This is a genomic window from Psychrobacter sp. H26 (assembly GCF_059073035.1).
Map to the genome: position 1 here is coordinate 2,642,251 of NZ_JCACRW010000001.1, position 13,615 is coordinate 2,655,865.

The window sequence follows — 13,615 nt, forward strand, 5'->3', positions numbered from 1 at the left end:
TAAAATAATTGCTTTAGTATAACATCAATTGTCACGACAAATAGAACGCACCAGTGAATTCCCTCATAAGATAGCAGTTTAATAGCTGCACACAAAAGTGGTTTCAATTACACCATTTTTACATACCAAATCCATGCATTATGCGCTAGTTATTGTGGTCATCATCTAGTAAGCTTGCATAGACAAAGTTGTAAGTAAAGATTACAACATAGCGTTATATAATTATCGTACTTTATTGCATAATAAAGTGTAACAACGGCGCTTTTCGTTATGTCCTTATGAGAGTGATAGTCTGTAAATATTTGACACTATCATGCGATTTATTAGCGTCAACGTCGTTTTTATTGATATATAAATAAGCTACCACACTCGCCTATGGATACCATTTATGGACACCGTCTATAAGCTGGTGTTCATCACCCATTTATAAACTCGCCAGCAAGCTGTCGTTTGCTGTCCGCTCTTGGTTTATACGCTATGATTGAAAACTGGACAAAAGAATTTATTATTCAGCGCCTACTTGCCATCACGTTGTTGGTTGCGCTATTTGTATTGTGCTTTCAAGTGGTGCAGTTTTTTATTGTGCCTGCACTGTGGGCTGCGATTTTGGCATATGTGACGTTTCCTGTTTATAAGTTTTTTCACGAAAAAGTTAAATTAAGTCCAGATTTTAGTGCTGCGATTATGACGGTGAGTATCTCTTTGATGATAGGTATACCACTGGTCATAGGTGTTTTTATTTTGCAGCAAGAAGCTCTAAGTCTCATTAGTAATTTGATATACCGTATTAAAGTGGGTTATTTGGATGTGCCCGACTCACTCAAAGAGCTGCCTATCATTGGGCAGCAAGTCAAAGATGTACTGTGGCGAATTAATAAGAATCCAGAAGGGACATTAGAGACCTTTCGTCTTTGGGTTCAGTCGCATCTGTATTATGGCAAGATCGCATTCGATGTGGTGTTTAGTGCGCTGGCCAAACTTGGTATGGCACTGATGACCTTATTCTTTTTTTATCGTGATGGCACCAGTTTGGTACGCCAAATTCGCCAAGCGCTACGCAACATTATTGGCAACCGCATCGATGGCTACATTGACTCTGTGGGTACAACCACCCGCGCGGTCGTATACGGTATTGGGCTGACAGCACTGGCGCAAGCGACGCTCGCTGGCATTGGCTATTACTTCTCTGGTGCGCCAAGTCCTATCTTATTGACCATCGTCACTTTCATTATTGCATTGATTCCATTTGGGACCCCATTCGTTTGGGGCGGTGTATCGATTTGGCTATTGAGCCAAGGGCATACTGCAGGTGGTATCGGCTTGGCACTATGGGGCGTATTGGTGATCAGTTGGGTAGATAATTTGATTCGTCCTATCGTCATTAGTGGTGCGACCAAAATTCCTTTTATTATTATTTTTATTGGGGTATTGGGCGGTCTGACCGCATTTGGTTTTGTTGGGTTGTTTATCGGTCCTGTGGTGCTGGCCATCGGTCTTGCCGTATGGCGCGAGTGGATATCACAGCACAAAAATGAGATATTTGCTCAGCAAGAGGTCAGTCTCTCTGAAACTGGTGCTGTAACACTAGTACCTAGGTCAAAAAAAGAGACAGTTGATAAAAACGAATCTACATAACAAGCTCTCATCGATAGAGAAAATTGTAAATGACAAACTCGAACGTTGCAGGCGCTATAGGTAGTAAGGTGGATAAGATGAGCATAATTAAGGGCATTACTATCGTTGCTGATAGCAATATCGCTAGTCTAAGTGAGTTTTTTAACGCTGAGACGCTGGGTAAGCTGACTGGGCAAACCGTCAATATCATAAGCACTGCTGGCCGTGATATTGATGCACATTTGCTTGCTGAGGTACAGCCAGATATATTACTGATACGCTCTGTGACGCGAGTAGGTGAGGCATTATTGGCTGACAATCATAGCGTGCAGTTTGTCGGTTCGGCGACTATCGGTACCGATCATGTCGATCAAGACTATCTCACCATGCGTAATATTACTTTTGCCAATGCGGCAGGCTGTAGTAAGCATTCTGTGGCTCAGTATGTGTTGACGTCTATTTTGACGTTGCGTCCGCAATATTGGCAGCAGTCGACAACATCTACGAAGCCTATGACACTAGGCATCATTGGACTTGGTAATATTGGTAGTACGCTTGCTCAGTATGCACATGATTTAGGATGGCAAGTACTAGGTTATGATCCCTTAGTCCCGGCGTCCACAACCAATAATGCTAGCCTTGAGCAAGTCCTGTCTCAAAGCGACGTAGTCAGTCTACATGTGCCTTTGACGACCGAGAAAGCCGATAACAATCCTCGCGGGAGTGAGTATCCAACCTATCACCTTATCAATGCAGAGGCATTGGCAGTGATGTCCGCTGATACGATACTGATTAATAGCGCACGTGGTCCTATCATTAATGAAAGTGACCTAATGAGCGATATTGATCGTACTGGGCGACAAGTGGTACTAGATGTGTTTGAGTATGAACCAAAAGTTGCTGCAAGATTATTATCGAAGCTTGCTATTGCTACGCCGCATATTGCGGGCTATACGCTAGAGGGTAAACTGCGAGGCACACAAATTATTTATGATGCCCTATGCGCGACGCTTGCGATAATACCTGTACAGTCGATGTCTAATCTGCTACCACTCAATATGTTTCTATGGTCCGAACTAAAAGCACATCCAGACAGACTGGCTAAGTTCTATGACATCATGCAAGATGACGCTGCATTGCGAAACAAAGTATCTAATAATGTGTCTAGCAATGTACCTGATGAACAGATAAAAGGACAGGTCAATGGGGCTGATTTTGATCAGCTGCGTCGTGATTATCATTTACGCCGTGAATGGCAAGCTTGACTTCTCACGTTTATTATTTAAATCTCAAACGATTACGTCGTTATCAATCTATTATTCGTGAATCACTGTAGACCGTTATGAGCCAACCAAACAGCATTCCCAGTCACGACACAAAACCAAAATATGCACCAACCATGACACTTGCGATGGCACAGCAGCGTGCGCAGTTCATCGGAGATATTCGACAGTTTTTTACGAGTCGCCAAGTGCTTGAGGTACAGACACCGCTTTTATCGCAGGCAGGTAATACCGATACTTTCTTACAGTCAGTAGCAGCGCAGGTGACCTACCAAGATCGTCCTCGCACTTACTACTTGCACACGTCTCCCGAGTTCGCGATGAAGCGTTTATTAGCAAGCTGGCAAGTACCTATTTATCAAATCTGCCCTGTCTTTCGAGATAACGAAATAGGCGTGCGCCATAATATCGAATTTACGATGCTCGAATGGTACCAACCTAATTACAGCCTAGATGACATGGCAGGTGAGCTTAATGAGTTGTTGGCGGCGCTTTATGGTCATTCGATTGTGATGAGTCATTATCGCTATGTCGATGCCTTTATGGATTTCGTTGGTATACATCCGTTGACAGCCAGTCTGTCTGCGCTACAAGCCGTAGCAGAAGATAGTGGTCTGACAGGGTTTGATTTCAACAACACTGACGATAGCGAGGAGAGTCGTCGCCAGAGCTGGCTGGATTTGTTGTTCAGTCATGCAGTAGAGCCAAATCTGGGACATGATCTACCGACATTGATTATAGAGTATCCCCCTGCGACGGCGGCATTGGCAAAAACGGCTTTAGATAAAGAGGGCAATAAAGTCGCAAAGCGTTTTGAGCTGTATATCAATGGCATTGAGATTGCTAACGCCTATGATGAGCTGGCAGATGGTCAGGCATTGCGAGCACGCTTTGAACAAGACAATCAATTGCGTCAGCGTCATAATCTGCCCCAAATGCCAATCGATGAGCACTTATTAGCGGCGTCTAATGATTTAATACCTTGTAGCGGTATCGCAGTTGGTGTTGATAGGTTGCTGATGGTCATAACAGGTGCAAGCAGTTTAGAAGAGGTGATTCCTTTCCCTAGCGGGCAAGCATAATGAGCTAGTAGGTTTTTAACTTATTTGTAGACCAAACAGCAGAAGGTCGTTACCGATGTACCAACTAAATGTGGGCAATCTGGTAACGACCTTTTTATGCGTTATATCTGTAAGTTAATATGTTAAATGATAGCTACCCGTATGATAGTAACTTGTAAAGTGCCTTATACGCTAGCGACTGCTTCATTAATATCGATATCACCATTATGTAGATTGAATACCTTACCTATAGTGTTGTCCGCTGTGAGTACAGAAGCCAATGTCGTCGCGACGTCTTCAATGGCATTTTCGCCAGAGCTGGTATCATTAATAGTAATTTTACCAGTACCTGCACGTTCTTTTAGTGCGCCCGGTTGTACAATAGTGTAATCAAGCGCACTGTTGACCAACCAATGGTCTGCATAATGCTTGGAGATATAGTAATCTTTTAGATCTGCAATACCAGGGTTTTCGTCCCATTTTTCGGTCTCTAGCGAGAATACAGAGCTAAGCATAATATAGCGTTTGATACCTTTGTCCTCAGCCGCCTGCATCGTTTTTACAGCACCGTGCAAATCAACTTCTAATACGTTTTTGCCGCCAGATCCTGCCACGAAGTAGACCGCATCGATATCTTGATCCAATTGTTTTGCGATCGACTCTTTACTTGCCATAATATCTAAATCTAACTGAGTGTAACGGTCACTATCAAATAACTTTTCTTCCTGACGGGTTGTTCCAATGACTTGATGATCATCAGCCAATAGCTGCTTAACCAAATCACCACCTACACGACCACTAGCACCAACGACTAAAACTTTCATAATAATTCCTATTTTTATCTAAATTTTGTTGTTTGGTTTTCTTATAGAATGTTTATACAAATACTATTTATATAAAAACCATTTATATAAAAAACTGAATATAGCGTAACAAAAATAGGCAGCACGCTTCGTTATAAAGCGTGCTGATTGAATGGTGTTTGGTTATAGAGTGTATATGGTTTGCAAGGAGGTAAGTAAAGCTCACGAAACGCCGTTATAAAAAGGGCTTTGTTCTATAAGCTTATAACAGATAACTGCCAAGAAAATGAGAGGTACTAACGAACTAGACGATTGAGACCGTCAGCAAAAGCTTTTTTGTCACGGTCGCCATACGGTTTTTGTCCACTCATTTCTTGTAGCTCTAACACGCCAGTGCCTCGCATGGTGTCCATAAAATCACGCATGTTAAGCTTTTGCTTTATGTTGTTTTTATCATAAACCACGCCGCGCGTCGTCAGTACCATACCACCTTTGTCCAAGATGTCGTTTGCCAAAGGAATATCACTGGTGATAGCTAAGTCACCTGCTTGTATCTGCTCAACGATATAATCATCAGCCTTATCAAAACCTGATGGCACCACAGTCATGACCAGTAGGGGCGATTTGCGTAGCTTGATCGGCTGATTGGCCACAAATATTGCCATAGTCTTGGTACGCTCAGCTGTTTTGATAATCAAGTCTTTGGCAATCAATGGCACTGAGTCGGCATCTACCCAAATTTGCATTATTTTTTGGCCTTCTCGGTATCTGATGAAGGGACTGATAGACGGTCTGGTTGGCTGTCTTTATTTTTCAACTCATTGTCTGTATTGTCATTCTGATCATCATTCGTAGCATCGCCTTCTACCGTTTTGGTTTGCACATTGACACTCGCATACTCTTTATCGAGCCCTACCTTATTCGGCAATATAGAAACCAGCTTTGCCATAGCAGGTTCTAAATCAGTCACGTCATTGGGCATTAAGGTGATATGAGCAATCTTGCGATCGTCACGTTCAGCTTTGTGATAGCTATGATAATGAGCACCATCGATGTTTAACACTGCACTGATATCGGGATACTGTCCCAATACATTGACCATAATTGCAGGATGCACGTTATCTGTATCGCCTAATGGTAAATTGACCACGGCACGGATATGGTTTTCGAATTGGCTAGTAATAGCGCCTTCGATACTCCAGTGACCAGAATTGTGTACTCGTGGCGCGATTTCATTAGCCAATATCGTATTGTGACCGCGAGCATCTTTGGTGACAAACAGCTCAAGTGCCATGACACCGACATAGTCTAAGTGGTTCATGACTTTGGTAATAGCATCTGTTGCTTGCTCAAACAGGTGGCTTGTACCAACCGCAGGTGCTTGAGTTTTTGCCAAAATACCGTTGTGATGATGATTTTCGACCAAATCGTAGCAGCGTACCTGACCGTCTTGCGCTCGTGCGGCAATGATAGAAACCTCACGGCTAAAGTTAATAAACCCTTCGGCAATCAGCGGCGCAGGCGTTGGAGTGAGCGAGCCTTTACCGCTGACCGCATCTTTTAGCTCAAGCCAAGCCGCTTTGATGTCGCTGTCTTGTTTGATGACAAATTGTCCTTTGCCATCGTAACCACCGCGACTGGTTTTCAGGACGATAGGTAGTCCTAGATCTTTGCAAGCTTGCTTGAGCTCAGTCTCGGAACTAACTTCCAGAAAAGACACCGTCGCAATATCGAGCGTGTTAAACATCTGCTTTTCTTTTAGGCGATCTTGAGCGATATCAAGGGCAATCAATGGCGGGAACATGCCTTGTTTGCTGCCAGATTTTGACAAACTAACCAGTTGCTCGACCGTAGACGTTGGTGTGTTTTCAAACTCTAAGGTAAACACATCAGCGGCTGCGATAAACGCTTCTAATTGATCGCTATGAAAGACACGGCCATATAAGCTAGCAGGGCAGTCAGGGTTGTCTTCTAAAAATACGCATTGGTAGCCGAGTGGCATCGCGGCTTCGGCAAGCATCATACCAAGCTGACCACCGCCTAAAATACCGATGGTACGAATGGTTTGGGTAACAGGATAAGCGTTTGCTGTAGTCATGGCAGGCTCTTTGAATAAAAGTGAATGAGGTCTGATGTATATTAAAATTTAAAACCCAATGGGTGAAAATAGGAAAAGGTGCACTGTATGCACCTTATCTTTAGTAGGACTGAATCAAAAATAAATAATGATAGCTTTACTCTTATGCTATCAAAAGTGCTGGTCAATCTATATGCAATCAATGCACTTAGGTATTGATAATACCAGGTGTTGGGCTAGCAAGAATGGTGTCGGTTTGCGTCTGGCGCATGCTATCGAGCTTGGTTGCAATCGTATCATCATGCAATGCCAATACTTGAATCGCAAGTAGAGCAGCGTTATAAGCACCAGCAGCACCAATCGCCAATGTCCCAACCGCGACGCCTTTAGGCATCTGTACGATAGACAGTAGGCTGTCCCAACCACTTAGCATTGAGGATTTTACAGGCACCCCAAAAACAGGTAGTGGTGTTTGGCTTGCGCACATACCCGGCAGGTGAGCGGCACCGCCTGCACCAGCAATGATGACTTGCAGACCATTATCTTTGGCGTTCTTGGCATAATCAAACAGTCTGTCAGGCGTACGGTGTGCAGAAACCACTTCACAATCAAAAGCAATGTCAAAGTCTGCTAGCAATTGTGCAGCCGCGTTCATGGTCGCCCAATCCGACTGCGAACCCATGATAATGCCAACTTTCGGTTGACCAGCAGGAGAGGTGATAGGGCCGTTCTGGTTAGCAGCAGTATTTGTGGTGCTCATGACTGGGTATCCTCAAAAAGACCATCATACAAAAGTTTTGCTATAGTCGTAAAGCCAAGTTTGATTTTTAATACTTGCTTAGTATTAAGAGCCACAACATCACTGGTTTATATCTGTTTTCTTATCATGATAATGCTGTACAAAATGAGACGCTGCTAAGGGTAGAGGCTGTTCGGTATCAAGCTGATAGCAGGTGAGGTAGCCACTATCCACAGCTGCTGAATAATCTGTACAAGCAACTTGTGGACTAAGTGGCTCAGGAGTGCCTGTCAGCCAATAGTGGCCGACAAACACAGGTTTATGTGTTTTGAGCGCAAAATCAATATTTTCAGCGAGTGCATTGGCCGGTATTTGTGCCATTCCTGATGAGGGTACGCGAGCAACCTCGCGAAGCGTACGTTTATTTAGCTCATCAAGCCACCAGCGTACCCGCACTCGCGAGCGCTTTGTGCCTTCTTTATCAACCATTACGATGCCGTCAGGCAAACCAGTTTCGACGCCCTTTAGTACGCGCTCTAGTGCATCGAATTCGACAGTATCTTCTTTGGCAGTTGCGATCAGACCGTCAGTGGTTAGGCAGTTATCATCAGTCAAAAATAATTTGAGGATGTCCATACTATCTACGTCCCAGCATGCATGTACAAAACAAGCATAGTCTTTCTCAATCCATAAAGGTATCTCATACAAACGCTGCAACCAGTACTTATGTAGCTCTGAACCAAATGCGGTCTCTGCTAAAAATGCTTCGTGCTGACGCTTATGTATAGCATTATGCGTTCGTAGATACTCAGTCTTATCATGAGGATTGAGCGTCGCATAAGCCAATGCATTGTATTCATGATTGCCCATCACTGCATCAGCCACGCCCGCATCTATCATAGCAAAGACAATCTCAAGCGTTGCCAACTGCTGTGAACCACGGTCAATCAAATCCCCAATGAACAATGCTTTATGGCCCGTAGGCGGGACAAAATGCTGACCATTATGCTTGTAACCTAATTGGTTTAATAAACCGACCAGCTTATCTGCATAACCATGAATATCACCGATAATATCTATAATCATAACGAGTGGTTAAATCTCACATATAAAAGTAAATGGTTGCTCAACAGCTGGATGCTAAAGGCTGTTTGTTCTGATGCTCTTCATTTTAACAATGCTCCTAATTTTAACAACGTTCTTCATTCTAAATAAAGTAAGTCTAAAAACCAGGCGATAATAGAGCATTTATAAAATGGGGCAGCACTTTGGGTTCCAAGATAATGGTAGCAACGACACCGAACGCGCCGCCCCACATATGGGCCAGGTGATTGATATTGGAACCACCGCGTTTGTCAGCATAAATACTATAGAACACATAAGCGACAGCAAATAATATTGCAGGAATCGGAATAACGGCAAACAAATAAATGCGTTCCCATGGCGCTAGCAAAATGAAAGCAAATAAAACGGCTGATACGCCGCCTGAGGCACCAAGGCTTAAGTAACTGGCATTGTTTTTATTTTTCAGGTAGCTTGGAATCATGGCCACAACAATAGCCAACACATAAAAAACGACAAAACCATAGCCGAATAAGAATGAGCGATACAGACCTTCGATAGCTCGACCGAAGAAATACAGCGTAAACATATTGAAAAGTAGATGCATACTATCGGCATGAATGAAGCCATGCGTCACAAAGCGATCCCACTGTCCATTGTTTACAGCTGGTGGATAAAATATGAGTCGATTGAGTAGCTTTTTGTTTTGCCATGCCAACAAGCTGACAATAACCGTGATAATGATAATAAGGGTCGTATGGTTTAACAAAGGATAATCCTTAGGCCGCGCCTGATGTGTGACAATGCGATAAATGACAGTGTTCAAAACCTAAGCGCTAAGGCTGAATGAAAACTAAATATGACCGATAATTAACGTACTAATAATAAATCTAAGCTATTCATAGAGTAATAAAACAATACTAACAGTAGTTATAAGGTTGCAAATGTTTATTATGTGACAAAACGATGCTTTTTTATGCTTTTATAGTGAGTAATGTAGCAGTGTATCATGTGAGTTGAGTAAACAATCTATGGATGCGGCATCTTAATTATGAATAAGAAAATACGAAAGAGAAGGTACGAGCGAGAAGGTATGAACAATAAGATAGTGCCGTGTATATAATTAAAAACGAGCAATTAACCTTTATGGATTTCAAAAGCCGAACGAGGCAGTGACTTATGAGTATTATTGATCAATTAGAGCAGACGGTTACCTCAGCTGTATTGGGTGAGCACAATAGTAGCGATAGCGTGGCATATATCAGTCTCCTTGAGCAGTTTTATGCGATTTTAGCTGCGCGTTTGGCGGTACCGCAGGTTTATTCGCAGTTGCTTCGTAACGATCAAGTAATGGCTAATGACAATATTCCTGAAAAGTCTTTATTTGAGCAGTTGTGGCATAGTGAGGTATTACGAAATACAATTATTCAAGAGCTGTCAACCACACATCATATTGATGAGTCGATCACTGCTCAGTTGCTTATCAATGCTGCACCCTTAGCTTATCGTGAGCTAAAAGCACTCGCTAATGGGCAGTTTTTACCAGCATTTTTACAAGCAGAGCAGCCTTCGCTACGCCCATATCTACCCATATGGGCAACACCAGTTATTACATCTACTCTAGACGTAGATAGTAAAAGTAATGTCAGTCAAGACATTCCGTCAGCTGCTATGGCGGATAACTCTATCGGACCATTGAGTGATAGTACGTCAACTATGTTAGATAGACTTGATGATCCCAGTCTGAACACCAGCACTGTTCCTACTATTACAGCCGCTGCAACTACAGACCCTGATGGCGGACAACCTCGTGTAGGACCTACTGACGGATTGGGTGAAGAGACTCGATTCGGTAGTGACGATGCCATTCATGCCAGTCCAGCAGCACATCATTTGGCAGAGAACGGCAGCCTGAAGCGAGAGCAAGTACGCACTCGTAATCAGCGAAACGATTTGCTGATACGGGTGTTTTTGTTGATAGTAGCACTTGCCGGGCTTGCGCTTGCTGCATGGGCGTTGCTGATCAAGCCCAACAATGACATACCAGTAGAGCCTATTGCTGCTACGCCTGTGATACCAGCGCCTGCGCCCGAACCAGTAGTAGAGGCGATGATGCCTGTCGAGTTCATCATTGGTGTTGATGATAGCGGCAATCTCTATACTTGTAGTGCCACAGTCGGTGATGTAGGACTGCAAAGCACATTGCAGCAGGCACTCAATACAAGTTTTGGAGAGCAAGCAGGTATTTGTGAATTAACTGTAAACGAGGGAATAGCAACTACTATTGCTAATATGCCAGTGGACGTACTTCCTAACGTTCTAACCATGCTTAGATCAACGCCATTTGCACGTCTACAGTTACAAAACGAACGTCTTATAGTAGAGGCACCAGATAATATGCTACTACAGCAATTGGTGACAAACATACGCAGCTTAGTACCCGCTATGGCAGTTGATAGTACTGCACCGTTGCCACTACCTAATAATAACGCTGCATATGGTATGGGAAGTGCTGATGGTGTGAACAATCAGTTTGGTGGTGGAGCAGCCTCTAATAATCAGTATAGTAACGATGGTACTGGTAATGGCTCTGTAGAGTATCAAGCGCCTGATGATAACACTGGTGATCGCGTGATACCGGCGCCGCTACCGAATAACGGTAACAACAGAGGGTTCAATAACAATCCAAGCAGTAATAACCCAAACAGTGGGCTGTCTAATATACCAAGCAATAGCCCAAGTAATATGTCTAATAACATTCCTAGCAATGCCCCTTCTAATAACAGAACGAGCAGACCATCAGGTCCTATCTCTGAATCAGAAGTAGATGAAATGGCGAGTAGTGTCATTGTCGCTGAACCTGCCCAAGTGAGATAACTAAGAGGTCAAGTGGCTAAGAGAACAGCAGCTATAAAGACTCAAAAGCAGTGTAGATTTCTATACTGCTTTTTGTCCATATGGGTTAATCAGACCTTGTTTGTAGCTTTGCAAGGCAAGCTTTAAAAACTACACCCTCTAATACGAACAGTAGTCTCCTTCAACTAATTGTTCGACTGTTATTGATATGTACCCAAGTGCTTGTATAGTTACGAGTACCAACTCAAACATTACTTAACGTATCATTTGTACAACAACGCATCGACTGTGAACCTTCTCTTAATAATTTTATAATGTCTGAAATCAAATGCAGTAGCGCGACTATAGTAGACTGACAACAGGGATTTTTGGATAAGAAATTTGACGTTGTGTTCTAGCCTTGTTTGGCGATTTCATGCATTGAGTAATTGGATGATACAAATAAAAATTAAGGGGAAAGTTATATTATGGATATTATCGGTCATTTGACACGTACAGTCAGTCCTGCGGTACTAGCGGACGATCACAATCCTGCTAAAAAAAACCTACTGGAACAGTTTTATGCGATTTTTGCTGCTCGCTTAGCTAATGATGAGACCTACAATCGCTTTGCCAACGAAAACATTGCCCGTGATGACGACGCCTTTTATGATCGCGTATGGACAGAAGGGGCTCATCGCGATCAAATCTCCCGTGAGCTTGCTCATGAACACAACGTTGACGAGACAGCCTCTCGTGGCTTAGTTGCGATGGCAGCACCACTTGCCTTTCATGAAATAAAAAGTCTGGCCGGTACTACGCCTGTACCTCAATTTTTAAGTAATAATCTGAGTAGCTATCAGCATCATATTCCTGCATGGGCAGCTGCTGTATTGCCTGCGAGCGCAGTTGCTGGTACACCCATGTCCGATACTGTCAGCACTGCACCGCTACACAAAGAAGAAGAACCACAAGGTAGCTTTATGAAAGCGCTACTACCGATTATTGGTTTGATTATTTTGGGGGCATTGGCTTGGGCCTTACTTCGAGGTTGCCAGGAAAATCCAGAGCCTATTGCTACGCCAGCGACTACCATGCAGCAAGATGAGCAAGGCAATGAACAATCAGTGATGGCAGCTGATATTGAGCCTGCTTCACTCCGTATCGCTACTGGCGAAAATGGTGAGCTTTATGCCTGCCGCATGAATGTGGGCAATGAGACGCTACAGACCAATGTAATGAATGCGCTAACTGGTGCATTTGGCGATGAAGCCAATAAGTGCCGCGCCGATGTCGATGATAACTTTGCGATAGACATGCCAGCTGCCGCTCAACTTGCCACTATATTACCTATCGTCAAAAATGTCCCAAATGCCAGTATGATTATTAAAGGCGATACCATCACGGTCAATGCACCTGACGATGCGGCATTGGCCCAATTGGTATCCGACTTACAAGCAGCTGCACCCGCAATGATGGTAGAGGCTGAAGGTCCATTAGACCTACAAGGTGAGATTGACGATAGTGTCGCTGCAGCAGATGTCGCAATGAACAACCTAGGTGAAAACCCAGATCCACGTGATGTTGCTCGTGCTTTGAGTATTCAGGTTATCAATTTCCAAGTGGATGAAGCAGTCATTCCTGATGTCAACAAAGCCATTTTAGACCGCGCTGCAAAAATCATCGATGATGTACCTGACTTGAACCTGATGATTATCGGTCATACAGACAGTCAAGCTTCTGATTCTTATAATATGGAGCTGTCTCGTGAGCGTGCTGAATCAGTGAAAGAGTACCTAGTGGCTCAAGGTGTCGATGCAAGCAAGTTGACGACCAAAGGTATGGGTGAGTCAGATCCTATCGCAGATAACTCAACCGAGCAGGGTCGTTTCCGTAATCGTCGCATTGAATTTATGGTTAATGACGAGATGGTTGATCCAAACGATGGTATGACGATTAACAGTGATTCGTTGGACCCAGATTTGAATCCGCTAGACAGTAATAATGATGATTTGCTACCAGATGGTGATGACGCTACGCAAGACACGGTAGTAGATCCAACAAATTAATCTGCAAACCTCTGATCATACGATAGTTAAAAATAAAAAACCGCCTTTTATATAAAGGCGGTTTTATTTTAT

At 43.4% G+C, this 13,615-nt stretch carries 11 protein-coding genes; 5 read left to right on the plus strand and 6 right to left on the minus strand.

Annotated features, from left to right (window positions below):
- The first annotated feature begins 477 nt into the window (after positions 1-477).
- From AC5JPT_RS11000 to epmA, 3 genes are all read left to right on the plus strand, one after another.
- Positions 478-1,635 (plus strand): AI-2E family transporter, encoded by a 1,158-nt coding sequence (locus AC5JPT_RS11000; protein WP_493858122.1) that lies wholly within the window; start codon positions 478-480, stop codon positions 1,633-1,635.
- An 86-nt stretch (positions 1,636-1,721) separates the two neighbouring features.
- Positions 1,722-2,879: a 4-phosphoerythronate dehydrogenase gene (locus tag AC5JPT_RS11005; RefSeq protein WP_493858471.1), complete on the plus strand. Its 1,158-nt coding sequence runs from the start codon at positions 1,722-1,724 to the stop codon at positions 2,877-2,879.
- Between the two features lie 77 nt (positions 2,880-2,956).
- On the plus strand, positions 2,957-3,979 hold the full coding sequence (epmA, locus tag AC5JPT_RS11010) for an EF-P lysine aminoacylase EpmA (RefSeq protein ID WP_493858123.1): 1,023 nt from the start codon (positions 2,957-2,959) through the stop codon (positions 3,977-3,979).
- 164 nt (positions 3,980-4,143) lie between these two features.
- On the opposite strand, the gene AC5JPT_RS11015 is transcribed toward epmA, so the two are convergent.
- From AC5JPT_RS11015 to AC5JPT_RS11040, 6 genes are all read right to left on the minus strand, one after another.
- Positions 4,144-4,782, minus strand: coding sequence for an SDR family oxidoreductase (locus tag AC5JPT_RS11015; protein WP_493858124.1), 639 nt, complete (start codon positions 4,780-4,782; stop codon positions 4,144-4,146).
- A 275-nt stretch (positions 4,783-5,057) separates the two neighbouring features.
- Positions 5,058-5,507 (minus strand): YaiI/YqxD family protein, encoded by a 450-nt coding sequence (locus tag AC5JPT_RS11020; RefSeq protein WP_102093310.1) that lies wholly within the window; start codon positions 5,505-5,507, stop codon positions 5,058-5,060.
- Positions 5,507-6,859: a 5-(carboxyamino)imidazole ribonucleotide synthase gene (locus AC5JPT_RS11025; RefSeq protein WP_493858125.1), complete on the minus strand. Its 1,353-nt coding sequence runs from the start codon at positions 6,857-6,859 to the stop codon at positions 5,507-5,509. Before AC5JPT_RS11025 ends, AC5JPT_RS11020 begins: the two co-directional genes overlap by 1 nt.
- 187 nt (positions 6,860-7,046) lie before the next feature.
- A complete protein-coding gene (gene purE / locus AC5JPT_RS11030; protein WP_493858126.1) occupies positions 7,047-7,598 on the minus strand; it encodes a 5-(carboxyamino)imidazole ribonucleotide mutase in 552 nt (183 codons plus the stop codon).
- 99 nt (positions 7,599-7,697) lie between these two features.
- On the minus strand, positions 7,698-8,663 hold the full coding sequence (locus AC5JPT_RS11035; RefSeq protein ID WP_493858127.1) for a metallophosphoesterase: 966 nt from the start codon (positions 8,661-8,663) through the stop codon (positions 7,698-7,700).
- 136 nt (positions 8,664-8,799) lie between these two features.
- Positions 8,800-9,408 carry a rhomboid family intramembrane serine protease gene (locus AC5JPT_RS11040; protein WP_493858128.1) on the minus strand — a complete coding sequence of 203 codons (609 nt, stop codon included), beginning with the start codon at positions 9,406-9,408 and terminating at the stop codon, positions 8,800-8,802.
- Between the two features lie 410 nt (positions 9,409-9,818).
- Between AC5JPT_RS11040 and AC5JPT_RS11045 the strand changes: the two genes are divergently transcribed.
- Positions 9,819-11,516, plus strand: coding sequence for a hypothetical protein (locus AC5JPT_RS11045; RefSeq protein ID WP_493858129.1), 1,698 nt, complete (start codon positions 9,819-9,821; stop codon positions 11,514-11,516).
- Positions 11,517-11,962: 446 nt separating this feature from the next.
- A complete protein-coding gene (locus AC5JPT_RS11050; protein WP_493858130.1) occupies positions 11,963-13,543 on the plus strand; it encodes an OmpA family protein in 1,581 nt (526 codons plus the stop codon).
- Positions 13,544-13,615: the final 72 nt, after the last annotated feature.

Excerpts from the sequence above, each read along its gene's own strand:
- AC5JPT_RS11025 (WP_493858125.1), bottom strand. The coding sequence starts at position 6,859 with ATGACTACAGCAAACGCTTATCCTGTTACCCAAACCATTCGTACCATC.
- epmA (WP_493858123.1), top strand. The coding sequence starts at position 2,957 with ATGAGCCAACCAAACAGCATTCCCAGTCACGACACAAAACCAAAATAT.
- AC5JPT_RS11015 (WP_493858124.1), bottom strand. The coding sequence starts at position 4,782 with ATGAAAGTTTTAGTCGTTGGTGCTAGTGGTCGTGTAGGTGGTGATTTG.
- AC5JPT_RS11035 (WP_493858127.1), bottom strand. The coding sequence starts at position 8,663 with ATGATTATAGATATTATCGGTGATATTCATGGTTATGCAGATAAGCTG.
- AC5JPT_RS11000 (WP_493858122.1), top strand. The coding sequence starts at position 478 with ATGATTGAAAACTGGACAAAAGAATTTATTATTCAGCGCCTACTTGCC.
- AC5JPT_RS11020 (WP_102093310.1), bottom strand. The coding sequence starts at position 5,507 with ATGCAAATTTGGGTAGATGCCGACTCAGTGCCATTGATTGCCAAAGAC.
- purE (WP_493858126.1), bottom strand. The coding sequence starts at position 7,598 with ATGAGCACCACAAATACTGCTGCTAACCAGAACGGCCCTATCACCTCT.
- AC5JPT_RS11045 (WP_493858129.1), top strand. The coding sequence starts at position 9,819 with ATGAGTATTATTGATCAATTAGAGCAGACGGTTACCTCAGCTGTATTG.
- AC5JPT_RS11050 (WP_493858130.1), top strand. The coding sequence starts at position 11,963 with ATGGATATTATCGGTCATTTGACACGTACAGTCAGTCCTGCGGTACTA.